Source organism: Microbacterium sp. NPDC055521 (assembly GCF_053619695.1).
Map to the genome: position 1 here is coordinate 50,732 of NZ_JBSHJX010000014.1, position 26,553 is coordinate 77,284.

A 26,553-nucleotide genomic window follows, 5' to 3' on the forward strand; every position below is an offset into this window, starting at 1 on the left:
CGATCTAGGAGTCCTGCATGCTCGGCAACCTTAACGGATGGCACCTGGTTATCCTGCTCGTCGTCATCCTTCTTCTCTTCGGTGCGGCGAAGCTGCCGGCGCTGGCCAAGAGCATGGGCCAGTCGGCTCGCGTCTTCAAGGGCGAGATGAAGGCGATGCGCGAGGAAGACGCCGCCGACACCGTCAAGAAGAAGGATGCCGTGGGAGACGTCGACCCCGACGCGCCCGCCGGTCCTGATCGCACAGTCTGATCACCGTGGCTGCGGTAGATTCCCACGCCGCGAAGGACAGTCAGCCACGCGGTGAACGGCGCATGTCGCTGGGAGCTCATCTACTCGAGTTCCGCAAGCGGCTGATGCTCGCGGCTGCCGGCCTGCTGGTCGGCATGATCATCGCGTTCGTCATCACCGACCCGATCATCGCCTTCATCACCGAGCCGATCAACCAGGTCGCGAAGACGAGCGACACGCTGGTCGCGCTCACCTACGATTCGGTCACCGCGCCGTTCGACCTGCGGATGCGCATCGCCTTCTCCATCGGCATCTTCCTGTCGGCACCGATCTGGATGTGGCAGCTCTGGGCGTTCATCATGCCGGGGCTGACGCGCAAGGAGATCAGGTACACGGTCGGGTTCCTGGGCGCCGCACTGCCGCTCTTCTTCGCCGGATGCTACGTCGGCACGCTGGTCGTCCCGCACGTCATCGAGCTGATGGCCTCCTTCACCGCCGAAGGCGCCACCAACCTCTACGAGGCGAAGAAGTACTACGACTTCGTCTTCAAGATGATGATGGTCATCGGCGTCGCCTTCGTGCTGCCCGTGTTCCTCGTGGTGCTCAACTTCGCCGGCATCCTGTCGGGGAGGGCGATCCTCAAGGGATGGCGGGTCGCCGTGCTCATCGCGACCACATTCGCGGCGCTCGCGACGCCCGCCGCAGATGTCGTGAGCATGCTGATGCTGGCCGGCATGCTCACGGTGCTGTACTTCGCGGCCGCAGGCCTCACCCTCCTGCTCGACAGACGGCGTCGCAAGCGGCGGATCGCCGAGGGACTCGACCCGAACTTGCCCACAGCATGAGTTCACCCGCCGAGCGTTACGCTGCCGCCCGCGCGGCGGCCGAGCACCCGCACACGCGGGCCTTCGCCGACCGCCAGCGCTTCGCGCTCGACCCGTTCCAGGTCGACGCCTGCTATGCCCTCGAGCGCGGCCGCAGCGTGCTGGTCGCCGCTCCCACGGGTGCGGGGAAGACGATCGTCGGCGAGTTCGCGATCCACCTCGCCATGCAGACCGCGAACGACAAGGCGTTCTACACCACGCCGATGAAGGCGCTGTCGAACCAGAAGTTCCGTGAGCTCGTCGACGTGTACGGCGCGGATCAGGTCGGTCTGCTCACGGGCGACACGAACATCAACGGCAACGCGCGCATCGTGGTGATGACCACCGAGGTGCTGCGCAACATGCTGTACGCCGACTCCGACGCGCTACGCGGGCTGCGCTACGTCGTGATGGACGAGGTGCACTACCTCGCCGACCGGTTCCGCGGCCCGGTGTGGGAAGAGGTCATCCTGCACCTACCCGAGCACGTGCGCCTCGTCTCGCTGAGCGCGACCGTGTCGAACGCCGAGGAGTTCGGCGACTGGCTCGACACCGTGCGCGGCGACACCGATGTGATCGTGTCGGAGATCCGCCCGGTGCCACTCGAGCAGCACGTCCTCGTGCGCGACGACCTGCTGCCGCTCTTCGACGAACGTGCGGGCATCGCGACCGCTCAGGTGAATCAGGAGCTGCTGCGCATCCGCTCCTTCACCGGCTCACGCCACGACAGCAACAGTCGCGCGCAGGACTACCGCAGCGCCCGGCACGCCGGGCGGGAGGCGCACCGTCCGCCGCGCGGTGGCAAGCGCCCCGTGCGGGCGTCGAACATGCGCCGGATCGAGCGGATGGACCGGCCCGAGGTGGTGCGCCTGCTCGAGCGGGCGAACCTGCTGCCGGCGATCTTCTTCATCTTCAGCCGGGTCGGGTGCGACGCCGCCGTGCAGCAGGTGCGCCGCTCCGGCGTGCGTCTGACCACGCAGGAGGAGCGCACGCTGATCCGCGAGATCGTCACCGACCGCACCCGCGCGCTGCTCGACGAGGATCTCGACGTGCTGGGCTTCTGGCAGTGGCGCGACGACCTCGAGCGCGGCGTCGCCGCACACCACGCCGGCATGCTGCCCGCGTTCAAGGAGGTCGTCGAAGAGCTCTTCCAGCGCAAGCTGGTGAAGGCCGTCTTCGCGACCGAGACGCTGGCGCTCGGCATCAACATGCCCGCCCGCACAGTGGTGCTCGAGAAGATGGAGAAGTTCAACGGCGAGGCGAGGGTCGCGATCACGTCGGGGGAGTACACCCAGCTCACCGGCCGCGCCGGCCGTCGCGGGATCGACATCGAAGGTCACGCCGTGGTCCAGTGGACCGAGGGCATGGATCCGCAGGCCGTCGCGGCACTGGCATCCCGCCGCACCTACCCGCTCAACTCCAGCTTCCGCCCGACCTACAACATGGCGGTCAACCTCATCGACCGGTTCGGCAGGTCGAGGGCGCGCGAGATCCTCGAGTCGTCGTTCGCGCAGTTCCAGGCCGACCGGTCGGTCGTCGGGCTCGCCCGCAAGGTGCGCGAGGCGGAGGACTCGCTGGCCGGCTATCGCGAGGCGATGACGTGCGAGCACGGCGACTTCCTCGAGTACGCCGCGATGCGGCGCGAGCTCAGCGATCTCGAGAAGAAGGATCGACGAGATGCCGGAGGGCGCGCCGCACGCGACAAGCGGCTCAAGAAGATCCAGGGGCTGCGCACCCGAATGCGGCGACACGCCTGCCACAGCTGCCCCGATCGGGAGGCGCATGCGCGCTGGGCCGAACGGTACTTCTCACTCAAGCGCGACACCGACCGCATCCGCCGTCAGATCGAGACGCGCACCGGCACGGTGGCCCGGATCTTCGACCGGGTGATCGATGTGCTGCAGGTGGTCGGCTATCTCGACGGCGAGGGCGATCGTCTGTCGCTGACCGACGCGGGCCGCACGATGCGTCGCATCTACGGTGAGCGCGACCTGCTCGTCGCCGAGTCGCTGCGGCAGGGGCTGTGGCGCACGCTGGATGCGCCGTCGCTGGCCGCGATGGCCAGCTGCCTGGTCTACGAGCCGCGACGCGACGAGCAGAACATGGGGGAACGGGGCCTGCCTCGCGGCGCATTCCGCATCGCCTACGACGCGACCACGAGGCTCTGGGCCGAGCTCGACGACCTCGAGCACGACTACTCGCTGCCGCGCACCGAGCCGCTCGCGCCCGGTCTCGCCGCCGCGATGCACGCCTGGGCCCGCGGAGGCTCGCTGGATCGCGTGCTGATCGACGCCGACATGGCGGCCGGCGACTTCGTGCGCTGGGCCAAGCAGACCATCGATCTGCTCGACCAGCTCTCGATCGTCGCCGAGGACGGGGACCTCGCCCGGACGGCTCGCCGGGCGCTCGACGGCGTGCGGCGCGGCATCGTCGTCTACACCGCGGTGTGACCGGATGAGCGTCACCAACCCGCCGTCGGCGCGCCCCGCCCTGCCCCTGTGGGCCGCGGCCGGCATGGCGGCGGTCGCCGGGGTGCTCATGGCGCTGGCCTTCCCCGCCGCGGCGATCTGGCCGCTGGTGTTCGTGGCGCTGGCTCTGCTGCTGCCCGCTCTGCGCGGACGACGCGTCGGCGGGGCTCTGCTGGTCGGCCTCTCGTACGGACTGGTGTTCTTCGCCCTGCAGGTCTCGTTCACGGCGCGTTATCTCGGTCCGGTGCCGTGGATCGCGCTGACCGTCGTGGAGGGTGTTCTCACCGCCGTGGCGCTGATCCCGATCACGCTGGCGTACCGCTGGCTGCCCCGCGTCTGGCCCCGCGGCACACGTCTGGCGCTGCCCTTCGTCGTGGCCGGCCTCTGGACGACGCACGAGCTCTTCCTCGGCAATTGGCCGTACGGAGGCTTCCCGTGGGCGCGGCTGGGGATGTCGCAAGCGCAGGGGCCGTTCGCGCCGGTCGCCTCCTGGATGGGGGTGAGCGGGCTGACGTTTCTGATGGTCGCCCTCGTCGCGCTGCTGATCGAGCTGTTCCGGATGCGGGGATGGAGGCGCGCGACCGACCTCATCGCGCCGGCGGTGACCCTTCTCGTGCTGCTGCTGACTCCGCTGTTCCCGACGGCGCGATCCGGGGAGATGCGCATCGCGGCGGTGCAGGGCGACGGCCCGACGGGGTACTTCGACGAGCGCGAGCCGTATGGGGTGATCAGCGCTCAGACCGACGCCACCAGGACGATCGGCGATGCGGACGTCGACCTGCTCGTCTGGCCGGAGGGCGGCGTCGACTACGACCCGTTGCAAGACGAGACGACCGCACGGCGGCTCACCCGCCTCGTCAACGAGTTCGGCGCGCCGCTGCTCGCCAACACCGCCACCGAGCGCGGTGAAGACATCTTCAACACGTCGTTCCTGTGGACGCAGCAGGGCGATGCCTCGCAGCTGCACGACAAGCGGCATCCGGTGCCCTTCGGCGAGTACGTCCCCGACCGTGACTTCTACTACGCGCTCGCCCCCGACCTCATCGGGCTCATCGGCCGCGAGTACACCCCGGGCAGCAACCCGCCGCTCGTGCGGGTGGACGGAACCGGGGTCGGCCTCGCGATCTGCTTCGACGTGATCTACGACGAGGTCATCCGCGAGAGCGTGACCGGGGGAGCCGAGGTGCTGGTCTTCCAGACGAACAACGCCGACTTCCGTGGGACGGACGAGAATCTGCAGCAGCTCGCCTTCGCCCGCATGCGTGCGATCGAGACCGGTCGCAGTGTGGTGAACGTCTCGACCGTGGGAACGAGCCAGATCATCCGGCCTGACGGGTCGACCGTCGCCGCCCTGGACGCCGATGAGGCCGGAGCGCTGGTCGAGGATGTCGAACTGCGTTCCGGCCTCACGGCGGGGGTCGTACTCGGGCCGTGGATCCAACTGGGGATGCTGATCTCTCCGGCCGTGCTGGTCGTCGCCGGACTGCTGTCGCGACGACGACGCTGATCAGGCGCCGATGCGGTGGCGCGTGGGGTCGTCTCCCGCGCCACGGCGGGCGCGGATGTAGGCGAGCCGCTCTGCGAGCAGCTCTTCGAGCTCGTCGCGGGTGCGACGCTCGAGCAGCATGTCCCAGTGGGTGCGTGCCACCTTCTGGTCGCTGTCCTCGAGCTTGACCGACGCGCCGTCGATCTGCAGCACCGCCTCGGCGCCGCAGTGACGGCACTCCCAGGTCTGCGGTGCTTCGGCGTCGGCCGCGAACATCAGTGTGGTCTCCTGGCCGCACGTGTCGCACTTGTACGCGGTGGAGCGTCGCTCCATGAAGACGACGCCCTCCTCGCTCTGAAGGCTCTGGGCACCCAGCCGGATGCCGCGAAGGCTGCGATCTGCCATTGTGTGGTCCTCTCGTCGCTGTCAGGTATAACGCTCGCGCCTGTGCGAATCATCCACAGCGACGAGAACCCACGCTGACTCACAGGGGAATCCCAGGGCATCCGTCGGCGTGGAGGCCAGTCAGGAGAGGACGCGTACCGCCACATCGGCCCGATCGGTCACGATGCCGTCAGCGCCGTCCGCCACCAGTCGCGTCATGTCAGCAGGGTCGTTCACCGTCCAGACGTGCACCTCGACCCCGTGTCTGCGAGCGGCCCGCAACAGCGAAGGCGTGAAGAGGCGGATGCCGCCGTGCGACTCCGGGATCTGCACGGCGTCGACATCTCGCAGCACCCGGGCGGGGGAGAGGCGGGCTGCCGAGAGAGCGCGCAGCTGCGCGATCACCGATCGACCGCCCGAGGTGGCGGGCGTGATCTCCGCTCTCGCCTGCAGCGTCGCCCGCAGCGCGGCCAGTCGGTGCCGGTCGGAGAAGCTCGTGACCAGAACCCGGTGCGCGTGCGGCGCGAGCACAGCGCCGAGCGGGACGGATGCCTCGGCGGTCTTCACGTCGATGTTGAACCTGGTGTCGGGGAAGGCATCCAGAGCGGCCGCCACGGTGAGCAGGCCGCCGTGCGAGGCGAAGAGACGCTCGAGCTCTCTGGTGCGCACCGAGCGCACAGGGCGCGGCTCGCCCGCGATACGTTGCAGCGTCTCGTCATGGACGAGCACGACGTCGCCGTCGGCGGTGACCCGGCAATCGGTCTCGATGTACTCCGCACCGGCCGCGTGGGCGGCGGCGAACGCGGCCGCCGTGTTCTCCCATACCGTCGCATGTCCGCTGTCGGCGAGCACCAGTCCGCGGTGCGCGAAGACGCGAGGACTTCCGGTACCCGCGAAGAACGGGTGCGTCACGTGCTGCGCGGTGGCTCGCCGGCGGCGTCGCCGCGAGGAGTGAACGCCGATCCGATACCCTTGAGGGCCTCGGTCAGCTCGCTCGGGATGATCCAGAGCTTGCTCGACTCGCTCTCGCTGATCTTGGGCAGCATCTGCAGGTACTGGTAGGCGAGCAGCTTGTCGTCGGGCCGGCCCTGATGGATCGCACTGAAGACGTTCTGGATGGCCTCGGCCTCACCCTGAGCGCGCAGCACGGCCGCCTGCTTGTCTCCCTCGGCCTTGAGGATCGCCGCCTGGCGCTGTCCCTCCGCCTCGAGGATCTGCGACTGCTTCGATCCTTCCGCGGTCAGGATCGTGGCACGGCGCTCGCGCTCGGCGCGCATCTGTTTCTCCATCGAGTCCTGGATCGAGACGGGCGGGTCGATCGCCTTCAGCTCGACGCGCGAGACGCGGATGCCCCACTTGCCGGTCGCCTCGTCGAGCACGACGCGCAGCTGACCGTTGATGTTGTCACGGCTGGTGAGCGCCTCCTCGAGATTCAGTCCACCCACGACGTTGCGCAGCGTCGTCGTGGTGAGCTGCTCGACCGCACCGAGGTAATTGGCGATCTCGTAGGTCGCGGCACGGGCATCGGTCACCTGGAAGTAGACGACGGTGTCGATCGACACCACCAGGTTGTCCTCGGTGATGACGGGCTGCGGCGGGAACGACACGACCTGCTCGCGCATGTCGATCAGGGGACGCAGCCGGTCGATGAACGGCACGAGGATGTTCAGCCCGGGCTGCAGGGTCTTGTGATAGCGACCGAGGCGCTCGACGACGCCGGCCGTGGCCTGCGGGATGATCCGGATCGCGCGGGCGATCGTGACCAGCACGAAGATGATGACCGCGATGGCGAGGACCCACGCGATGGCGGTCGGAATGAACGAGGAGTCGTTCATCATGCTCCTATTCGGTGACGGGACGGACGATGGCGGTGGCGCCGCTGATGTCGACGACCGCGATGCGGGTGCCGGTGATGATCGGCGTGCCGTCGGCGCTGCGCGCGGTCCAGATGTCGCCGTTGCTGAGCTTGACCTGACCGGTGATCTGGGTGATGTCGAGCAGGGCGGTGCCGCGAAGGCCCGTCAATGCGTCGACGTTCGACTTCGCCGGATCCTCGCCGCGGCGCAGGCGGTGCAGCAGAGGAGGGCGGAGGAAGAAGATGAACATCGCCGCGGCGGCAGAGGCGACGATCAGCTGCGCCCACCATGGAAGGCCCACGAGTCCCGCCACGAGTCCGAGAAGGCCGCCGAACGACAGCATGAGGAAGGTGAAGTCGAGGGTGAGCATCTCGATCACCAGGAAGACGGCGATCAGCACCAGCCACGCGATCCACGCCCACTGCCCGATGTCGGCTAAGAATGTCGCCAGACCGTCCATTCGCCCTCCTGGCGTCAACCTACCACGGGGCTCGCGGCCCGGTCGTGACAAGCCCCCGTTGTAGGGTGGGATGTCGCCAACCGGGCGAACACGCGCATCCCGAGGAGCAGAGATGACCCAGGTCCTTCCCGCCGGATCCCTCGACGGCAAGGTGGCCCTCGTCACCGGATCGTCGCGTGGCATCGGCGCCGACACCGTCCGCTACTTCGCCGAGGCGGGCGCCGACGTGGTCATCAACTTCCGCAACAAGGCCCCCCGCGCCGAGAAGCTCGCGAACGAGCTGCGCGCCCTCGGCCGCCGCGCTCTGGTCGTCGGCGCCGACCTCACCGATCCCGAGTCCGTGTCCGCGATGTTCGACCGCGTGCGCGAGGAGTTCGGGCGCCTCGACGTGCTCGTGCTCAACGCGTCGGGCGGCATGGAGTCGGGCATGGTCGAGGACTACGCCCTGACGCTCAACCGCGACGCACAGGTGAACGTGCTGCAGACCGCTGAGCCGCTGCTGAGCGACGAGGCCAGGGTGGTCTTCGTCACCAGCCACCAGGCCCACTTCATCCGCACCACGCCGACCATGCCCGAGTACGAGCCGGTCGCCCGCTCGAAGCGGGCGGGTGAGGACGCCCTGCGGGAGCTCATTCCCGGCCTCGCCGAGAAGGGCGTCGGATTCACGGTCGTCTCGGGCGACATGATCGAAGGCACCATCACGGCGACTCTGCTCGAGCGCGCCAACCCCGGAGCGATCGCGGGGCGCCGCGAGTCGGCGGGAAAGCTCTACAACGTCTCGGAGTTCGCCGCCGAGGTGGCCAAGGCCGCCGTTGAGCCGGTGCCCGCTGACAACACCCGCCTCGTCGGCGACACCTCGGACTTCACCGCCGAGTGACGTCCACGTGATGAGAAAGGCCACACCGCCGGGTGGCATCCCTCATCATTTCGTGGCGTCGGCTCAGACGACGACGTCAGGCGTCTGCGCGGACTCGACCTGCTTGAGGGTGAACGCGCGCACCAGCTGCACGACTCCGAGCGCGACCAGCGAGATGCCGAGGATCAGCCAGAGCACCGTCGCGGCGTAGAGCGGCGAGAACAGCACGGCGACGCCGGCGATGATGCCGAGCAGTGCGTAGAGCAGCGTCCACACCCGCGACGCGTCGTGTCCCATCAGGCTCAGCGCCACGACCCCGTCGGCGATCCAGCTCACGCCGATGAAGATCGCCACGACGATCGCGAGGGTGACAGTGGCGGCACTGAGGTTCGCGAAGGCGATGATGCCGGTGGCGATGTACAGCAGCCCCAGGACGACATGGCCGGTGCGCACCCACCCGCCGCCTCTGCTGGAGAACACGGCGAGACCGAGATAGACGAGACCGCCGATGATGAGGTAGCTGGCGAAGATGCCGGTGACGATCACCGCCGACTTCGCAGGCCAGACGAGCAGCACGATACCGGCGATGAGGGTGATCGCGCCGGCGATGCCGAGGAACAGACGGACGGAGCGCAGGAAGCCTGGCTCGGTGAAGCGGAGAGCGGTCATGATGATCCTTTCGTGGAGCGGACCCTTCGCGCACACGCTATCGGATGCCAGGATCGGGATGTGGGACAGTGTGCTGAGGACGCGTATCGACTTGCCGAGCTGACCAGGCTGCGTCGGGTGCGCGACCGGATCGATCGCGAGTACGCTCGCCCGCTCGACGTCGAGACGCTCGCGCGGGGGGAGCACATGTCGGCCGGTCACCTCAGCCGCCGATTTCGTCAGGTCTTCGGAGAGTCCCCTTACTCGTATCTGATGACGCGGCGCATCGAGCGGGCCATGGCGCTGCTGCGCCGCGGAGACGTGGGGGTGACCGAGGCGTGCTTCGCCGTCGGCTTCTCGTCGCTCGGCACGTTCAGCACCCGTTTCAGCGAACTCGTCGGCGTCTCTCCGAGCGCCTACCGGCGGGATCCGGGACTGGGCCCGGGCATCCCGTCGTGGGTCGAGAAGCAGGCGACCAGACCGATCAGGAATCGAGAAGCGACGTCGCACGGGCGTGAGTAGCGTCGACGCCATGAACAACATCACCATCAGCGTCAGCTTCCTCCCGCACATCGACCCGGAGGCGTCCCTCGCCTTCTACCGCGACATCCTCGGATTCGAAGTCCGCAAAGATGTCGGATACGAAGACATGCGGTGGATCACGGTGGGACCGGCCGGGCAGCCCGACACGTCGATCGTGCTCACCCCTCCTGCGGTCGACCCGGGGATCAGCGACGATGAGCGCCGCACCATCCTCGAGCTCATGGCGAAGGGCAGCTACGCGGGCGTCGTGCTCACCGCCGACGACGTGGATGCCGCCTTCGCCGAGATCGAGGCGAAGGGCGCGGATGTCGTGCAGGAGCCCATCGATCAGCCCTACGGCGTGCGCGACTGCGCGTTCCGCGATCCTGCCGGTAATTTCGTCCGTATCAATCAGTCCATCGCCTGACGCGTGCGCCGCCCGGCATCCGAATCCACCCCGTCGAAGGAAGCACCGTGCCACAGGACCACCCCGCCGACAGTCACGACGTCATCCGCGTCGAGGGCGCGCGCGAGAACAATCTCAAGGACGTCTCGGTCAGCCTGCCGAAGCGACGCCTGACAGTGTTCACAGGCGTCTCCGGGTCGGGCAAGAGCTCGCTGGTGTTCGACACCATCGCCGCAGAGTCCCGCCGGATGATCGATGAGACCTACAGCGCCTTCGTGCAGGGTTTCATGCCCTCGGTGCCCCGGCCCGACGTCGACGTGCTCGAAGGGCTCACCACCGCGATCATCGTCGATCAGGAGCGCCTCGGCGCGAACCCGCGTTCGACCGTGGGGACGGTCACGGATGCCAATGCGATGCTGCGCATCCTGTTCTCGCGGTTCGGCGAGCCGTACATCGGCGGGCCGACGGCGTTCTCGTTCAACATCCCGACGCAGAAGGCCAGCGGGGTGATGACCGGGCCGAAGGGCGAGAAGAAGATCGTCAAGGATGTCGTGTATCTCGGCGGCATGTGCCCGCGCTGCGAGGGCAGGGGAGCGGTGTCGGACATCGACCTGACCCAGGTCGTCGACGAGACGAAGTCGCTCGACGACGGCGCGATCAGGGTGCCCGGCTACACCGCCGACGGCTGGATGGTGAAGGGCTTCTCGCAGTCGGGCTTCTATCCGGCCGACAAGCCCATCGCGGAGTTCACCGAGAAGCAGCGCCAGATGTTCCTCTACGGTGAGGTGACCAAGGTGAAGATCTCGGGCATCAACATGACCTACGAAGGTCTGATCCCGAAGATCACGAAGTCGATGCTGTCGAAGGACATCGACGCCCTGCAGCCGCACATCCGGGCGTTCGTCGAGCGTGTGGCGACGTTCAAGACATGTCCGGAGTGCGACGGCACACGCCTCACCGAGGGCGCGCGATCATCGAAGATCGACGGCACGAGCATCGCCGACGCCTGCCGCATGCAGATCACGGATCTGGCGGCGTGGGTGCGCGGCCTGTCGGTGAGCGGGGCAGGTCCCCTGCTCGACACCCTGCGCGCGAACCTCGATTCGTTCGTCACCCTGGGGCTGGGCTATCTGAGCCTCGAGCGTCCGTCGGGAACGCTGAGCGGGGGAGAGGCGCAGCGCATCAAGCTGCTGCGACACCTCGGCTCGTCGCTCACCGACGTGACCTACGTGTTCGATGAGCCGACGATCGGTCTGCATCCGCATGACATCCAGCGGATGAACACCCTGCTGCTGCAGCTGCGCGACAAGGGCAACACCGTGCTCGTCGTCGAGCACAAGCCCGAGACGATCGCGATCGCCGATCGCGTCGTCGACCTCGGACCGGGAGCCGGCAGCGGCGGGGGAGAGGTGTGCTTCGAGGGCACCGTCGATGAGCTCACCGCGAGCGGAACGTTGACCGGACGTCACCTGAACGACCGTGCGGCGCTGAAGGATGCGGTGCGCACGTCATCCGGCGCTCTGCAGGTGAGGGGAGCGGATGCCAACAACCTGAAGGACGTGGACGTCGACGTGCCCACCGGCGTGCTCACCGTCGTGACGGGAGTGGCGGGGTCGGGGAAGAGCTCGCTCGTGCACGGCTCCATCAGTCCGATGGACGGGGTGGTCGCGATCGATCAGACGGCCATCAAGGGCTCACGCCGCAGCAACCCGGCCACCTACACGGGAATGCTGGAGCCGATCCGCAAGGCGTTCGCCAAAGCCAACGGTGTGAAGCCGGCTCTGTTCAGCGCGAACAGCGAGGGTGCCTGCCCGAGCTGCAAGGGTTCTGGCGTGATCATCACCGAGCTCGGGTTCATGGACACGATCGAGACGCCCTGCGAGGACTGCGGCGGCAAGCGCTTCCAACTGGGCGTTCTCGAATACAAGCTCGGCGGGCTCGACATCACCGAGGTTCTCGACCTGCCGGTCACCGAGGCGCACGCGTTCTTCTCCGCGCCCGAGACGAGGATTCCTGCCGTCGTCTCGATCCTGTCGCGGATGGAGGACGTGGGACTCGGCTACCTGACCATCGGTCAGCCGCTCTCCACCCTGTCGGGCGGCGAGCGTCAGCGCCTCAAGCTCGCGATCCAGATGGGGGAGAAGGCCGACATCTATGTGCTCGACGAGCCGACCACGGGTCTGCACCTTGCGGATGTCGACAACCTGCTGGGGCTTCTCGACCGCCTGGTCGACTCGGGTAAGACGGTGATCGTCATCGAGCACCACCAGGCGGTCATGGCCCACGCCGACTGGATCATCGACATCGGGCCGGGTGCCGGTCACGACGGCGGGCAGGTGGTCTTCGAGGGGACTCCGGCCGATCTCGTCGCGAATCGGTCGACCCTCACCGGCGAGCACCTCGCGGAGTACGTCGCGTGACGGATCAGGATGCCATCGACGCCCGCGTCCTGAGCTGTTACGGCGATCTCTTCGATGAGGAGGCGCGGCTCAGCACCCGGTGGCATCCGAGACATGAGTGCTCACCTCATGGCGGTTGCCCGGGTGCCGTCATGAGTCGCGCTGCGCGACGATCGTGTACGTGCACGGGATGAGATCGCGCTCGGACTCGGGCCAGGCGTAGCCACCGGGCACATCGACCATGCGCGGGCTGAACTTCCACGGCAGCGTGCGTCCCTCATCGAAGTGCACGAGCTGCAACCCGGCGGCCAGCAGCACTCCGAGGATCTCCGAGAGGGGATGCGGCCACTCGTAGGTGCGGGAATGCTCGACAGTGCCGTCGCCCACGTAGGTCGACGGGTCGTCCCACAGCTGCGCGCGCCCGTCACCGAAGTAGCGGTACCGGGTCGTCAGATCGGGGGCCTCCTCGTCGATCGCGTACAGAGCGGGATGCCCGTCGCGGATATAGAAGATGCCGCCGGGGCGCAGCAGCCCGTGGATCTGCTCGGCCCAGCGATGCAGGTCTTCGAGCCACGTGATCGTTCCGATGCTGGTGTACACGACGTCGAAATCCCCGTCGACGGCGCGGCGCGCATCGAGCACGTCGGTCTCCACCCAGCGAGCCTGCACGCCGGCGCGAGCAGCCAGCGCGGATGCTGCCGCCAGCGCCGGTCCGGAGAAGTCCATCCCGGTCACGTTCGCACCGGCTCGCGCCAGCGAAACGGTGTCTGTGCCGATGTGGCACTGCAGGTGACAGAGATCCAGTCCTTGTAGGCTTCGATCGGGCAGGAAGCGCTGCAGCACCGGCAGATCCTCGCGGACGACATCGCTCAGATGTGCAGGATCGTCAAAGCGCTCGAGACCGTACGCGACTTCATGCAGCGGGACGCGGTCGTTCCAGTTCTCGCGGTTGACCTGCCGCGCGGATTCCCAATCGATGCTGAGGTTGCTCCCGTTCACGGTCGTGAGCCTACTCAGCGCGAGCCGCCCGCAACAGGTATTCGGGCGCGGAGCCACCTGCGGAAACCCGATCTGGTTCCGCCTGAGGAATAACTGATAATGCACATTATGTCAGAACGAGTGATCATGCTCCTCTCGAGGCGCGGCGCGCCGACTGTGTCACTCACGCTGCAGGGCCGGCTCGATACGGAGGCTTCAGGGTGCGCCATCGGCGCTCCGGATCCCGCCACGCAGGCCTGCGGATCTCGGGCAGTCCGTTCATGCTCCGGCATCCGCCCGCGCTAGGCGGGAGCACCGTAGACGTCAAGCCCACCGGGAACGATCCGCACCGTCGCGACGGTGCTGCCCTGCTCGAGCACGGACACCTCGCCGTCATGTGCCACATTCACTTCTTTGCCCGTCGACGATCGCGCCTCGATGCTCACCTGCTCGGCGGTGAACGCCTCGATCGTCGCGAGTGCGGCGCGCCCCGGCACCCGGTCGAGCACAGCGGATGCCCGCACTCCGAACGCCAGTGCGACGAGTCCGCGCAGACGTGGCATCCGCCCCCGCGCATGCAGCACTCGCACGTCGAGAACGCCATCGTCGAGGCGACGCCGCTGGAGCGGAACCATCGACGCCGACGAGTTCTGACCCGCGGCGACCGCGATCGACCACACCCGCGCGGAGCGCCCGTCGATCCGCACATGCAGCGTGTGCGCTCGCGCCAGCACGCGCACAGCGGCGATCAGCGCGGCGACGGGCTTGCCCAGCGGTTCCTCCATCTGCTCCCGCTCCGCGACGAACCCGGGATACACCCCGATGGACGCGACATTCATCACCGTCATCGGCGGCCCGCCGTCGATCGTGAGCTCGGCGACATCGACGCGGCTGCCGACTCCATCGCGCAGCGCCTGAACAGCGTCTTCGAGCGTTGCCGCCCCTGCCGTGCGAGCGAAATGGTTGAAGGTACCGCCGGGGAAGATCACCAGCGGCAGGTGCGCATGGCGGGCAGCGTCGGCGGTGCTGGCCACCGTGCCGTCGCCACCCCAGACACCGATCACCCGCGGCGGGTTCTCGGAGGCCACCGCGTCGCGCACGAGCAGTGCGATCTTCTCCCCCTCCCCCAGCACGTGCACCGCCGCCGACGGCAGCTCCTGGGAGAGGAAGGCCACCGGCTCGGGGCGCAGCGGATCGATCCCCGACGCTGAGTTCACGAAGATCAGCACCCCGGAACCGTCGGGCAGTGGCGGCAGTTCGATCGTCGCCCCTCGGTGCGTCGGCTCGGGCCGCGGACGTGCAGGTACGAGCATACGCCCGACGATCGCAACCGCCGACCCCAGCGCCGCTCCCCCGATCACGTCCGACAGCCAGTGCGCTCCGGTGTGCAGCCGCGAGTACGCCACCGCGGCGCCGAGAGGCGCCAGCACCGCACCCGATCGGCCCGACTCGAGGGCGACACCGGTGACGAAGCCGGCGGCAGATGCGGAGTGTCCCGACGGGAAGGATCCGGACGTCGGCGTGCTCGTCAGCCGTCGCGGCATCGGCACGTCCTTGAGCAGCGGCCGATCCCCGCCGAAGACCCGTTTGCCGACCAGGTTGGCCAGAGCGCTGCCGATGATGAGGGATGCGATCCCGCGCACGGCGCCTCGGCGCGGCGATCCGCCGATCGCGTACAGCACACCGGCGATTGCGAACCAGAGCCTGCTGCGATCCGCACGCTGCGAGAGGCGGGCCAGGGCGACATCGAGTTCAGGGAGATGCCGGTGCCCATTGATCCTCCGCGCCGCGCGCGCATCCATCCGGCGCACCCACAGCGGCAGCAGACGCGCGCGTCGCAGCGCGGCCGAGGTGGGGGCACGCAATCCCATTCGCCGCACGACGCGGGTGACGAGAATCGCTCCCGCACGACCACTGTCTCCCTGTGATGCTCTCACCGCTCCTCCACGTCCTCGGCTTCCTGCCGCGCCTTCTCCGCCTCCTTCTCGGCCTCCTTCTCGGCCTCCTTCTCGGCCTCCTTCTCCGCCGCCTTCTCGGCCTTCTCGGCCGCCTTTCGCCGCGCTTCGGCCGCTTTCTCGGCTTCTTTCGTCGCCTTCTCCTGCGCTTTGCGGTCTTCCTTAGTCCCCGTGTCCGTCTGCGGGGTGTCTGCCTCATCCTCGGGCGGGCCCGAGGGCGAAGGCGGCGGCGGCGTCAATGGTGCGGATGGTTGGGTGGCGGCCGGATCGGGTGCCGCGGGTTCGGGCCCGCCGCTGCCCAGCATCCATGCTCCCGCGAGGCCTGCAGCGACGACGGCTGCGGCCGCGGCGGCGCCGATGGCCCCGACTCGGCGGCGCTTCGCACGGCTCTCGACGCCGGACTCCTGCGGCAGCACACGGGTCGGCACCGGAGTCCCCGCCTCGCCGGGGAGCAGGCGCGTCGGCGTGGTCATCGCGGCAGTCGCGCCCTCCGCTGAGGCCGCACCCGCAGCCGCGCGAGCGGCCAGCGCGGCGGCGGCGGAAGCCGCGGGCATCGTGGGGCGCGGCGGCGGCGCCGAGGCGGCCGCGAGTTCGGATGCTGCGGCGAAGACCTCCGATGCGATCGGGCGTTCGCTCGGATCGGTCGCCGTCATCCCTGTCAGCAGGTGGGTCCAGGCGGGCCCGAGATCTGCCGGCACCTCGGGGGCTGAGGTCAATCTCGCCATCGCGGCGCCGATGCCGTCGGACTGGGGGAAGGCGCGTACGCCGGTGAGCGCCTCGAGCATCACCAGCCCGAGCGAGTAGATGTCTGCCCCGGGCGCGGGCATCGCGCCCTGCAGCTGCTCAGGCGCGATGTAGGCGGCCGTTCCGATCACGATGCCGGCGGCATCCACCAGGGCCGAGATGCCGAAGTCGGCGAGCTTCGCGCCCGATCGGCCGGCGGGAAACGGCGCCTGCGACATGAGCACGTTCGACGGCTTGATGTCGCGATGCACGATGCCGGCACTGTGCACGACGTGCAGCGCCTCTGCCAGGTCGGCCCCGAGCGCCGCCACCGCGGCGGCGGGAAGGGGCCCCTGTGCGATGCGTTCGGCCAGCGTGGGGCCGTCGACGTACTCCATCACCAGGTACTCGGGGCGTCCCGGCACCAGCTGCGCGTCGTAGAGCGTGACGAGGGCAGGATGATTGAGCGAGGCGAGCGCCGTCATCTCGCCCCGTGCACGAGCGGCCGATGCGTCATCGCCCTCCAGCTCGGCGCGCAGCACTTTGACCGCGACGATGCGTCCGAGGAGGGTGTCCTTCGCCCGATAGACCCGCGCCATCCCGCCCTGGCCGACGCATTCGAGGATCTGATAGCGACCGTCGATCAGGTCAGAGGGGGGCAGCGCATCGTCGTCGGCCATCGAGTCCTCCCGCCGCCTGTTCGGGGCCCAGCGACGAGATCACTCTAAGCCGACGTGGGTCGCAGCCCGATGGCCTTGACAGTCGACGAGCCCGCGGTCGATCAGATTCGCCCGCGCACCGGGGTGCGTTCGGCAGGGTCGCCGTCTGCAGGCATGGTCATCTCCGCGCGCACTCCGAGCAGACGCACCTCGCGCCCCGGATCCACTGCTGCAGCAAGCTCCAGTGCGGCGCGCACGAAGTCCTCGCGATCGGACGTCGGGGCCGGCAGCTTGCGACCGAGCGTCCTGGTGTCGAAGGGCGCGTACCTCACCTTGAGGTGCGCGCGCGCGACCGGCCGTCCTTCCGCCGCGCAGTCATCGAACGCCCGGAGTGCCAGGTCACGAACCGCCGCGGTGATCTGCTCGGTCGTCGTGAGGTTCTGCTGATACGTCGTCTCTCTGCTGTGACCGCGCGCCACCCAGGGGGTGTCGTCGACGACGGCAGGTCCGGGCCCGTAGCCGAGGTCTGTGTACCAGACGCCCATTCTCGGTCCGAACTCCGCGATGAGCTCTGCGCGGTCGGCATCCGCCAGCTCTCGCACGGTGCGGATGCCGTGACCGGCGAGCCGTTTCTGCACTCGCGGACCGATGCCCCACAGCTCGCGCGTCGACCGCTCCCCCATGACCTCGAACCAGTTCTGCTCGGTGAGGCGGAAGACTCCCCGCGGCTTGCCGAACCCGGTCGCGATCTTCGCGCGGATCTTGTTGTCGCCGATCCCGATCGAGCAGTGCAGCGCGGTGGCCGCCAGCACCGCCTCCTGTGCCCGCAGCGCCACGGACTCGGGGTCGTCGGTCGTCACCCCGAGAAAGCACTCGTCCCACCCGATGATCTCGAGCGTCACGCCGGGCAATGCCCGCAATGTCGCCATCACTGCCGCCGACACGCGCTCGTAGGCGGCGTGATCCACCGGCAGGAAGACGGCGTCCTCGGGTGCCTTGCGCGCCGCGATCTTCATCGGCATGCCCGAACCGATCCCGAACTCGCGCGCCTCGTACGATGCCGTCGCCACGACAGCCCGCTCGGTGGGGTCGCCGTTGCCGCCGATGATCACCGGACGTCCGGCGAGCTCGGGATGCTGCAGCACCTCGACAGCAGCGATGAACTGGTCCATGTCGACGTGCAGCACCCACGGCCTCATGTCTCGAGTCTGCGCCGCCCGCTGCGTCATGTCACCCGCCGGCCAGGACTAACCTTGATGTGTGAGCGATATTCCCCTCCCCCGCACGACTCCCGGATGGCGAGGGTGGATGGTGTGGGGCGTGGCGGCCGCGGCGTACGTGCTCGCGATCATGAACCGCAGCTCGCTCAGCGCGGTGGGCGTGGACGCGGCCGAGCGCTTTCAGGCCGACGCGGCGACGCTCTCCCTGTTCGCGGTCGTGCAGCTCGCCGTGTACGGCGGGCTGCAGATCCCCATCGGGGTGCTGCTCGACAGGTACGGCTCGCGTCCGATCATGGTGATCGGGATGCTGCTCATGGCGCTCGGGCAGTTCGTGATGGCGGTGTCACCCAGCATCGGCATCGCCCTCATCGCGCGTGTTCTGCTCGGCGCGGGAGATGCGGCGATCTTCCCCGCCGTGCTGCGCCTCGTCGCCACATGGTTCCCCGCCCAGCGCGGACCCGTGATGGGGCAGCTGACGGGCCTCGTCGGCCAGACCGGCCAGCTCATCGCGCTCACTCCCCTGGCCGTGCTGCTGCACTCCACGAACTGGACGATCACCTTCGGCAGCGTCGCCGGGCTCGGCCTGCTCTTCGCCATCCTCGTCTGGATGCTGGTGCGCAACCACCCGCCCGAGCGCAGCGCCGACGTGACGGTGAACACCGAGACGGGTGTCGTGCAGGTGATCACCTCGGCGATCGACACCGGTGTCGGCATCCGCGCGGCCTGGGCGCACCCCGGCACCCGACTGGCATTCTGGTCGCACTTCACCACCCCGTTCGCCAGCACGGCGTTCCTGCTGCTGTGGGGCATGCCGTTCCTCACGGCCGGTCAGGGGCTCACACCCGCCGGCGCCGCCGGCATCCTGTCGATCACCGTCCTCGTCAGCATGGCACTGAGCCCGGTGCTCGGCATGCTGTCGCGGCGCATCCCCACCCGCCGGTCGCTCGCCCTCGTGCTGCCGAGCATCGCCGTTCAGGTGGCCGCATGGACCACGGTGATCCTCTGGCCGGGGCCCGCGCCGATCTGGCTGCTCATCGTGCTGGTAGTGTGCCTGGCCGCGGGCGGCCCGGCATCGATGATCGCCTTCGACCACGCCCGCACGCACAACCCGGCCCACCGCCTGAGCACCGCGACCGGCGTGACCAACTCCGGCGGGTTCCTCGCCGCGCTCATCGCGATCTTCTTCATCGGACTCACGCTCGACCTGCAGGGCGCCGGCACCCCCGACACCTACTCGCTCGACGCATTCCGCTGGGCGTTCGCCACCCAGATCCCGCTCTGGCTGCTGGGCGCGTCGTTCATCATCCGTGAGCGCAAGAGCACCCGCATCCGGATGGGCCTCGATCCCGAGCGCAAGCGACGCCGCTGAACCCGGGGCGCGGGCGGCGGGTCAGCGGCGCGGGGTCCAGCCGATCGGCCGCGCTCCCCCGCGCCCGCCACGTTCGACATCGGCATGCGCAGACCAGCCCTGCGCGGCATCCGGGCCGTCGAAGCCGCCGCGCGCGAGCCGCATGCCGAGGTCGTCGTGGTGCATGCGCGGAGCCCCTCCGCGGCGCACGGATGCCCGAACGCTCCAGGTGTCGTCGGCGAATCCTCCGCCGCGGAACACGCGGTAGTCGTCGTAGCGTTCAGGGTCGAGGAAGTCCCAGCACCACTCCCACACGTTGCCGAGTGTGTCGAAGAGTCCGTTCAGGTTCGGCAGCTTCATGCCGACATCCCGCGGCGCTCCGACGCCGTCGAGTGACGTCCAGGCGATCTCATCCAGCGGACCGTACTGCGGCCCGACCGATCCGGCTCGGCAGGCGTACTCCCATTCGGCTTCGGTCGGCAGGCGATAGCCGTCGCTGTCGACGTGCCAGGTGACCTCCTCGCCGTCGAAGGAATAGGCCCGGTCGAGCCCCTCCCACTCGGAGGCTGCGTTGCAGAACCGGATGGCGCGGTACCAGCTGAGATCCCTGGCCGGGCGTCGCGGATGCTGGGCGGCGATACCCAGCACCTCGGCGAACTGACTCTCGGTGACGGCGAACGCGCCGATCTCGAAGGGTTCGAGCTCGACGGTCCGGTGCTCCTTGCGGCGTGCATCGTGCAATGCGACGCGGCCGCCGGGCAGCGCCCGCATCTCCCAGAGATCCACCGTCACCCTTGAACGGTCACGGGTCCGGTGCTCGACGCGGCGCCTGTCTGCGGCGTCAGCGGAACGGCGAACACGCGCAGGAAGAACTGGCAGAGCGGGCCGACGAGCAGGGCGAACAGCAGGGTGCCGATGCCCACGACGCCGCCGAGCGCCCAGCCGATGAGCACGACCGTCACCTCGAGGCAGGTGCGCACCAGCCAGATCGGGCGGCGCAGCCGCACATGCAGACCGGTCATCAGCCCGTCGCGAGGGCCTGGGCCGAAGTGCGCTCCGATGTAGAGCCCGGTGGCGGCGGAGAGCACGAGCAGCCCGATCGTGAAGAGCAGCGCCTGCTGCCACAGCTGTTCTCCGACCGGGATGAAGAGGAAGCCCACGTCGGCTGACGGGCCGACCAGAAGCGCGTTGATCACCGTGCCCGCCCCGGGCTTCTGCCGGATCGGGATCCACAGCAGCAGCACGATGCCGCTGACGATGGTCGTCACGATTCCGAAGCTCAGCGGGACGTGGCGGGTGACGCCCTGCGTCAGCACGTCCCACGGCGCGGCGCCCAGAGCGCTGCGCACGAGGAAGGCGATGCCGATGCCGTACAGGAACACCCCGACGAGCAGCTGCGTGATGCGGCGTGGCATCCGTGTGCGGCGGGAAGAGATCACTGCGGCACCATCTCGACCCAGGCGGGGAACTTCGCCACCCGCCCGTCGCCGGACGACGTGCGCGTCACGCGTCGTCGCACCCAGGGTCCGACGAACTGCCGGTAGTACGCGAGCCCGGCCGGGCCGGCAGGGTGATCGGTGCTCGGCGACCACCACTCCTCCGGCGGCTCCAGACCCAGCGCGTGCAGCACGCGGGCGGCGACGCGGTGGTGGCCGTTCGCGTTCATGTGCAGGCGGTCCTGTGACCAGTAGCGAGGGCGGGAGAGCTCGGCATCCGGCCAGTTCAGCGCGCGGATCACGTCGGGGCGGTCCTCGACGCGGCGCAGCACCGCGGCCGACAGCGCATCGCCGCGACGCTGGAAGACCGGGCCCAGCGGCAGCTGAGCGCTCGGGTTGGCACCCGAGAGCAGGATCAGCGTGACGCCCTCCTCGTCGCAGCGCCGCAGGACGCGGGAGAACGCATCGGCGATGTGCTCGGTGTCGGCGTTCGGGCGGAGGATGTCGTTGCCGCCGCCGTTGAACGACAGGTGCGTCGGGCGCAGCGCGAGCGCCGGCTCGAGCTGCTCTTCGACGATCGGCCAGATCAGACGACCGCGGATCGCGAGGTTGGCGTACTGGATCGGCTCACCGATGGCGTGCGCCCAGCCCTGCGCGGCCAGGTCGGCCCAGCCGCGCACGCTGCCGTCGGGCAGCTCGTCGCCGACCCCCTCGGTGAAGGAGTCTCCGATCGCCACGAACCGCACAGCCGCCATGATCTCAGCCTATTGCGGCGCGGACGAGGTCGCGTCACGCGCTCTGCGCAATCCCCTCAGCCGGTGACCGCGGTGCGGAGCGTGTCGAGGCCGACGCCGCCGATGTCGAGCGCGCGCTTGTGGAAGTCCTTGAACGAGAACGCCTCGCCCTGCTTCTGCTGCACGGCGTCGCGCACCTGCTCCCAGATGCGCTGGCCCACCTTGTACGACGGCGCCTGTCCCGGCCATCCGAGGTACCGGTTGACCTCGAATCGGCGGAACTCGTCCGGCATGTTCACGTTGCGGCGCATCTCCTCGAGCGCGTAATCGTGGTCCCAGATCCCCTCGCCCGACAGGCGCGGCTTGCCGAGGTGCACACCGATGTCGAGTACCACGCGCAGCGCGCGCATGCGCTGGCCGTCGAGCATGCCGAGGCGGTCTGCCGGGTCGTCGAGGTAGCCGAGCTGCTCCATCAGCCGTTCGGCGTACAGCGCCCAGCCCTCGGCGTGACCCGAGGTGCCGGCGAGCACCCGCCGCCAGGTGTTCAGCTCGGCGCGGTTGTACGTCGCCTGCGCGATCTGCAGGTGGTGGCCGGGAACACCCTCGTGGTACACGGTGGTCAGCTCGCGCCACGTGTCGAACTCGGTCACGCCCTCGGGCACCGACCACCACATGCGGCCGGGCCTCGAGAAGTCGTCGGTCGGGCCGGTGTAGTAGATCCCACCCTCCTGAGTGGGGGCGATCATGCACTCCAGCTCGCGGATCTGCTCGGGGATGTCGAAGTGGCTGGCGCCGAGCTCGGCGATCGCCCGATCGCTCGTCTGCTGCATCCACCTCTGCAGCGCTTCGGTGCCGTGCAGCTTGCGCGAGGGGTCGGCCTCGAGGTGCGCCACGGCCTCGTCGACGCTCGCGCCGGGCAGGATCTCGTTCGCGATCGCCTCCTGCTCGGTGATCATCCGCTGCAGCTCATCGCGGCCCCACTCGTAGGTCTCGTCGAGATCGATGGTCGCACCGAGGAACCGGCGGGAGTTCAAGGCGTACAGGTCGCGCCCGACGGCGTCCTGCTCGCCGGCGACCGGTGCCAGCTCGCCGGACAAGAACTGGCGCAGGTCGTCGTAGGCCACGCGCGCCGCGGCGGCGTGGTCGGCGATATCGCGGGCGAGGGATGCCGGCAGTTGGCCGTCAGCCGGTGCCGCTGTCACCGCGAATGACGCGAAGAAGCCCTCGTCGGCGCTGTACCGGGCGATCTGCGTGGCGACTTCGGCGACCTGGCGACGAGCGGGGACGACGCCGCGCTTGATGCCCTCGCGCAGCGTCTCGACGTACCCCTTGAGCGCTGTCGGCACGGCGGCGAGCCGCTCGCTGACGACCGCCCAGTCGTCGATCGTCTCGGTGGGCATGAGGTCGAACGCCTGGCGGAAGTCCTGCGGCGCCGACGCGATCACGTTCAGGTCGCGCAGGTGCCATTGCGCGTCGTGCAGCTCGAGCTGCAGGCGCAGCTCGGCCGAGAGGTCCGTCTTCGTGATCTCGTCGACGCTGTCGGCGGGGGTGGCCGCATCCAATGCGGCCAGCGTCTCGCGTGTGGCGGCGATGCTGCGCTCGTGCCCTTCCGGGCTCACATCATCGAGGCGGGCACCTGCCTCGTTGCGTCCGATGTAGGTGCCGAGGATGGGCGAGAGGTCGACCAGGGTGTCGACCCAGTTCTCGGCGATCCGGTCGATGGCAGAGGGAGTGCGCGGCGCTGAACTCATGGTCTCGAGCCTAACCCCGCACCCCTCTGCGCAGGAGATCAGTGCGCGGCTTCGTTCCAGTCGCGACCGCGTCCGACCTGCACGTCCAGCGGCACGGTCAGCTCTGCCGCGCCGGCCATGCGCTCGCGCACGATGCTCTCGACAGCGTCCCACTCCCCCGCGGCGACCTCGACGACGAGTTCGTCGTGGATCTGCAGCAGGGCGCGCGAGGCGAGCTCGCGCTCGCGCAGGTCTGCGTGGATCCGGTTCAGGGCGATCTTCATGATGTCGGCGGCGCTGCCCTGGATCGGCGCGTTCAGCGCCGCGCGCTCGGCGTTCTCGCGCAGTACGCGGTTGGGGCTCGCGAGGTCGGGGAACGGGCGCCGGCGCCCGAAGATCGTCTCGGTGTAGCCGTCTTCCTTCGCCTGCATGACCGATGCGCGCAGGTAGTCGCGCACGGCTCCGAAGCGGGCGAAGTACTCGAGCATCAGCTGCTTCGCCTCGGACTGCTCGATGCGCAGCTGCTTCGACAGTCCGAACGCGCTGAGGCCGTAGACGAGACCGTACGACATGGCCTTCACCTTCGTGCGCATCGCCGAGGTGACCTCTTCGGGCTGGACTCCGAACACCCGGGCGCCCACGAACCGGTGCAGGTCCTCGCCCGAGTTGAATGCCTCGATCAGCCCGGGATCGCCCGACAGATGCGCCATGATGCGCATCTCGATCTGCGAGTAGTCGGCGGTCAGCAGGGTCTCGTAACCCTCACCGACCTGGAAGGCGCTCCGGATGCGGCGGGACTCCTCGGTGCGCACCGGGATGTTCTGCAGGTTCGGGTCGGTGCTCGAGAGTCGCCCGGTCTGGCTTCCGGTCTGCACATAGGTGGTGTGGATGCGGTGGTCGTCCCGGATCGCCGTGTCGAGGGTCTCGATGATCTGGCGCAGCTTGGTGGCCTCGCGGTGCTGCAGCAGCAGGGCGAGGAACGGGTGCGGGTTCGTCTCCTGCAGATCCGCGAGCACCGCGGCATCCGTCGAGTACCCCGTCTTGGTCTTGCGCGTCTTCGGCAGCTGCAGGTCTTCGAACAGCACTTCCTGCAGCTGCTTCGGCGAGCCGAGGTTGAACTCCCGCCCGACGAGCGCGAACGCCTCGGCGGCGAGCACGTCGGTGCGGGCGAGCAGCTCGCCCGAGAAGGTCGAGAGCACGTCGTGCGACACGGACACGCCCGCGGACTCCATGTCGGCGAGGGCGATGACCGCAGGCAGCTCGATGTCGGTCAGCACGGTCGCGACCGATTCGGGCATGGCCTCGCGCACGGCGACCGCGGTGCGCAGCGTGAACCACGCCTCCTGCGCCGGGGTGGCGCCGTCGGTCTCGGGAACGAGCTGCGTGGGGTCGGCCTCGGGGAGCTTCTCGTCGAGGTAGCGGCCGACGAGGTGCGCAAGCGTCTTGTCGGGGAAGCTCGGGCGCATGAGCCAGCCGGCGAGCAGGGTGTCGTGGGCGAGTCCGCCCAGCCGGATGCCGTTGCGCAGCAGCGCCTTGACCTGCGGCTTCGCGTCATTCAGCACCTTCGGCGCATCGGACTCGAGCCATGCGGTCAGGGCCTCGGCCGTCTCGGGGCTCCAGCTGCACTCGCGCAGCTCTGTCTCGGTGGCTACCCCGACGCGGGTGATCGCCCCGCTGACGAGGGTGAGCAGCAGACCCACCTCGGCCTTCTGCTCACCGAGCCAGGCGGCGAGATCGGCGGCGGATGATTCGGTCGGCGCCGGCACCTCGACGGCGGGCGCGTCGTGAACCGGCTCGTCGGGCGCACCCACCGCCTCGAAGACGCGGGGCAGCAGCGTCCGGAACTCGAGGCGCGCGAAGATGTCGCGCACCGCCTGCGCGTCGATCGGCTTGACGACCAGTTCGGCAGGGGTGACGGGCAGCTCGACGTCGTTCAGCAGGCGGTTGAGCTTGCGGTTGCGGCGCACGACGTCGAGGTGATCGCGCAGGTTGCCGCCGACGACACCCTTGATCTCCTCGGCACGGGCCAGCAGCTCGTCGAGGCTGCCGAACTGCGTGAGCCACTTGACGGCCGTCTTCTCGCCGACCTTCGGAACGCCGCGCAGGTTGTCGCTCGTCTCGCCGACGAGGGCGGCGATGTCGGGGTACTGCTCGGGCCGCACCCCGTAGCGCTCGTGCACGGTCACGGGGTCGTAGCGCTTGAGCTGCGACACACCCTGCACCGACGGATACAGCAGGGTGACGTCATCGTTCACGAGCTGGATGGTGTCGCGGTCACCCGAGACCACCAGAACGTCGTATCCCTGGTCGGATCCCTGCTTGGCGAGCGTCGCGAGGATGTCGTCGGCCTCGATCCCCTCCTGCGTCAGCACGGGGATCGACATCGCGGCAAGGCAGTCCTGAAGCAGCGGGATCTGACCCTTGAACTCGCCCGGTGTCTCGGAGCGCGTCGCCTTGTACTCGGGGTACTCCTCGGTTCGGAACGAGTGGCGTGACGTGTCGAAGGCGATCGCCATGTGCGTCGGCTTCTCGGCCTTGATCAGGTTGACCAGCATCGACAGGAAGCCGTAGATGGCGTTCGTGTGCTGGTTGTCCTTCGTGGTGAAATTCTCGACCGGGAGGGCGAAGAAGGCCCGGTACGCGAGTGAATGGCCGTCGACGACCATGAGGGTAGGCTTTGCGGAGTCCGTCACCCTGCAAGCCTAACGAGGGCGGCGGACACGTGCTGAGGAGGAGCATTGACCGAGCAGACCGAGATGACCGGCCTCGAGTGGGCCACGCACCGCGGCATGGGCGCGCTCGCGGAGAAGATGGGCATCGAGTTCACCGAGTTCACCGTCGAGCGCGCGGTCGCGACGATGCCGGTGGAGGGGAACACTCAGCCGGTCGGCCTGATGCACGGCGGTGCGTACGTGGTGCTGGGAGAGTCGCTCGGGTCGATGGCGGCGAACCTGCACGCCGGGCCCGGCCGTCTCGCGGTCGGCATCGACATCAACGCGACCCACACCCGTTCGGCCACCTCGGGCGTCGTCACGGGAGTCTGCACGCCCGTGCACCTCGGGCGCAGCATGACCGTGCACGAGATCGCCGTCTCCGACGAGCAGGGCCGACGCTGCTCCACCATCCGCATCACGAACCTGATCAAGACCGTCGACGCCTGACGGAAAGCGAAGAGGCCCCGCCGATCGGCGG

At 68.9% G+C, this 26,553-nt stretch carries 24 protein-coding genes; 10 read left to right on the plus strand and 14 right to left on the minus strand.

Annotated elements, in window-relative coordinates; all coding sequences use genetic code 11:
• The first annotated feature begins 17 nt into the window (after window positions 1–17).
• The 4 genes from tatA (at window position 18) to lnt (ending at window position 5,068) form a co-directional block, all read left to right on the plus strand.
• Window positions 18–251, plus strand: a complete 234-nt coding sequence (gene tatA / locus ACWGSM_RS12495; RefSeq protein WP_313355582.1) for a Sec-independent protein translocase subunit TatA — start codon at window positions 18–20, stop codon at window positions 249–251.
• A gap of 62 nt (window positions 252–313) precedes the next feature.
• Entirely contained in the window at window positions 314–1,075 is a 762-nt protein-coding gene (gene tatC, locus ACWGSM_RS12500; protein ID WP_452323242.1) for a twin-arginine translocase subunit TatC, read from the plus strand.
• Window positions 1,072–3,543 (plus strand): DEAD/DEAH box helicase, encoded by a 2,472-nt coding sequence (locus tag ACWGSM_RS12505; protein WP_452323243.1) that lies wholly within the window; start codon window positions 1,072–1,074, stop codon window positions 3,541–3,543. The genes tatC and ACWGSM_RS12505 overlap by 4 nt, the downstream gene beginning before the upstream one ends.
• Before the next feature lie 4 nt (window positions 3,544–3,547).
• Complete coding sequence (gene lnt, locus ACWGSM_RS12510; RefSeq protein ID WP_452323244.1) at window positions 3,548–5,068, plus strand: apolipoprotein N-acyltransferase; 1,521 nt, start codon at window positions 3,548–3,550, stop codon at window positions 5,066–5,068.
• Here the strand turns inward: lnt and ACWGSM_RS12515 are convergent, their stop codons facing one another.
• From ACWGSM_RS12515 to ACWGSM_RS12530, 4 genes are all read right to left on the minus strand, one after another.
• Window positions 5,069–5,452, minus strand: coding sequence for an RNA polymerase-binding protein RbpA (locus tag ACWGSM_RS12515; protein WP_313355576.1), 384 nt, complete (start codon window positions 5,450–5,452; stop codon window positions 5,069–5,071).
• Between the two features lie 120 nt (window positions 5,453–5,572).
• Complete coding sequence (locus tag ACWGSM_RS12520) at window positions 5,573–6,343, minus strand: glycerophosphodiester phosphodiesterase family protein (protein ID WP_452323245.1); 771 nt, start codon at window positions 6,341–6,343, stop codon at window positions 5,573–5,575.
• The gene (locus tag ACWGSM_RS12525) at window positions 6,340–7,266 is read right to left on the minus strand and encodes an SPFH domain-containing protein (RefSeq protein ID WP_452323261.1); all 927 of its coding nucleotides are present in this window, start codon (window positions 7,264–7,266) and stop codon (window positions 6,340–6,342) included. Before ACWGSM_RS12525 ends, ACWGSM_RS12520 begins: the two co-directional genes overlap by 4 nt.
• A gap of 7 nt (window positions 7,267–7,273) precedes the next feature.
• Complete coding sequence (locus ACWGSM_RS12530; RefSeq protein ID WP_313355572.1) at window positions 7,274–7,747, minus strand: NfeD family protein; 474 nt, start codon at window positions 7,745–7,747, stop codon at window positions 7,274–7,276.
• 112 nt (window positions 7,748–7,859) lie between these two features.
• Here ACWGSM_RS12530 and ACWGSM_RS12535 point away from each other — a divergent pair, with 112 nt between their 5' ends.
• The gene (locus ACWGSM_RS12535) at window positions 7,860–8,624 is read left to right on the plus strand and encodes an SDR family oxidoreductase (RefSeq protein ID WP_452323246.1); all 765 of its coding nucleotides are present in this window, start codon (window positions 7,860–7,862) and stop codon (window positions 8,622–8,624) included.
• Between the two features lie 63 nt (window positions 8,625–8,687).
• Here ACWGSM_RS12535 and ACWGSM_RS12540 read toward each other — a convergent pair whose 3' ends face one another.
• Window positions 8,688–9,272, minus strand: coding sequence for an HdeD family acid-resistance protein (locus ACWGSM_RS12540; protein WP_452323247.1), 585 nt, complete (start codon window positions 9,270–9,272; stop codon window positions 8,688–8,690).
• 60 nt (window positions 9,273–9,332) lie between these two features.
• On the opposite strand from ACWGSM_RS12540, the gene ACWGSM_RS12545 reads away from it, so the two are divergent.
• From ACWGSM_RS12545 to ACWGSM_RS12555, 3 genes are read left to right on the plus strand one after another with little or no spacing between them, the layout of a single operon-like run.
• The gene (locus ACWGSM_RS12545) at window positions 9,333–9,773 is read left to right on the plus strand and encodes a helix-turn-helix transcriptional regulator (RefSeq protein ID WP_452323248.1); all 441 of its coding nucleotides are present in this window, start codon (window positions 9,333–9,335) and stop codon (window positions 9,771–9,773) included.
• A gap of 10 nt (window positions 9,774–9,783) precedes the next feature.
• Window positions 9,784–10,200 (plus strand): VOC family protein, encoded by a 417-nt coding sequence (locus tag ACWGSM_RS12550; RefSeq protein WP_452323249.1) that lies wholly within the window; start codon window positions 9,784–9,786, stop codon window positions 10,198–10,200.
• Between the two features lie 47 nt (window positions 10,201–10,247).
• Window positions 10,248–12,599: an ATP-binding cassette domain-containing protein gene (locus tag ACWGSM_RS12555; protein WP_452323250.1), complete on the plus strand. Its 2,352-nt coding sequence runs from the start codon at window positions 10,248–10,250 to the stop codon at window positions 12,597–12,599.
• Window positions 12,600–12,728: 129 nt separating this feature from the next.
• Here the strand turns inward: ACWGSM_RS12555 and ACWGSM_RS12560 are convergent, their stop codons facing one another.
• From ACWGSM_RS12560 to ACWGSM_RS12575, 4 genes are all read right to left on the minus strand, one after another.
• Entirely contained in the window at window positions 12,729–13,577 is an 849-nt protein-coding gene (locus ACWGSM_RS12560) for a class I SAM-dependent methyltransferase (RefSeq protein ID WP_452323251.1), read from the minus strand.
• Window positions 13,578–13,858: 281 nt separating this feature from the next.
• Window positions 13,859–15,493 carry a phosphatase PAP2 family protein gene (locus ACWGSM_RS12565; protein ID WP_452323252.1) on the minus strand — a complete coding sequence of 545 codons (1,635 nt, stop codon included), beginning with the start codon at window positions 15,491–15,493 and terminating at the stop codon, window positions 13,859–13,861.
• Window positions 15,490–16,914 (minus strand): serine/threonine-protein kinase, encoded by a 1,425-nt coding sequence (locus ACWGSM_RS12570; RefSeq protein WP_452323253.1) that lies wholly within the window; start codon window positions 16,912–16,914, stop codon window positions 15,490–15,492. Before ACWGSM_RS12570 ends, ACWGSM_RS12565 begins: the two co-directional genes overlap by 4 nt.
• A 101-nt stretch (window positions 16,915–17,015) precedes the next feature.
• Window positions 17,016–18,092: a DNA polymerase IV gene (locus ACWGSM_RS12575; RefSeq protein ID WP_452323254.1), complete on the minus strand. Its 1,077-nt coding sequence runs from the start codon at window positions 18,090–18,092 to the stop codon at window positions 17,016–17,018.
• A 109-nt stretch (window positions 18,093–18,201) separates the two neighbouring features.
• On the opposite strand from ACWGSM_RS12575, the gene ACWGSM_RS12580 reads away from it, so the two are divergent.
• Window positions 18,202–19,482, plus strand: a complete 1,281-nt coding sequence (locus ACWGSM_RS12580) for an MFS transporter (RefSeq protein WP_452323262.1) — start codon at window positions 18,202–18,204, stop codon at window positions 19,480–19,482.
• Between the two features lie 21 nt (window positions 19,483–19,503).
• On the opposite strand, the gene ACWGSM_RS12585 is transcribed toward ACWGSM_RS12580, so the two are convergent.
• From ACWGSM_RS12585 to polA, 5 genes are read right to left on the minus strand one after another with little or no spacing between them, the layout of a single operon-like run.
• The gene (locus tag ACWGSM_RS12585) at window positions 19,504–20,232 is read right to left on the minus strand and encodes a formylglycine-generating enzyme family protein (protein WP_452323263.1); all 729 of its coding nucleotides are present in this window, start codon (window positions 20,230–20,232) and stop codon (window positions 19,504–19,506) included.
• Window positions 20,233–20,249: 17 nt separating this feature from the next.
• The gene (yczE, locus tag ACWGSM_RS12590; RefSeq protein ID WP_452323255.1) at window positions 20,250–20,900 is read right to left on the minus strand and encodes a membrane protein YczE; all 651 of its coding nucleotides are present in this window, start codon (window positions 20,898–20,900) and stop codon (window positions 20,250–20,252) included.
• Complete coding sequence (locus ACWGSM_RS12595; RefSeq protein ID WP_452323256.1) at window positions 20,897–21,652, minus strand: SGNH/GDSL hydrolase family protein; 756 nt, start codon at window positions 21,650–21,652, stop codon at window positions 20,897–20,899. The genes yczE and ACWGSM_RS12595 overlap by 4 nt, the downstream gene beginning before the upstream one ends.
• A 56-nt stretch (window positions 21,653–21,708) precedes the next feature.
• Entirely contained in the window at window positions 21,709–23,382 is a 1,674-nt protein-coding gene (locus tag ACWGSM_RS12600; protein ID WP_452323257.1) for a DUF885 domain-containing protein, read from the minus strand.
• A 38-nt stretch (window positions 23,383–23,420) separates the two neighbouring features.
• Window positions 23,421–26,054, minus strand: coding sequence for a DNA polymerase I (polA, locus tag ACWGSM_RS12605; RefSeq protein ID WP_452323258.1), 2,634 nt, complete (start codon window positions 26,052–26,054; stop codon window positions 23,421–23,423).
• A 63-nt stretch (window positions 26,055–26,117) separates the two neighbouring features.
• Here polA and ACWGSM_RS12610 point away from each other — a divergent pair, with 63 nt between their 5' ends.
• Window positions 26,118–26,522, plus strand: a complete 405-nt coding sequence (locus ACWGSM_RS12610; protein WP_452323264.1) for a hotdog fold thioesterase — start codon at window positions 26,118–26,120, stop codon at window positions 26,520–26,522.
• Window positions 26,523–26,553 lie beyond the last annotated feature (31 nt).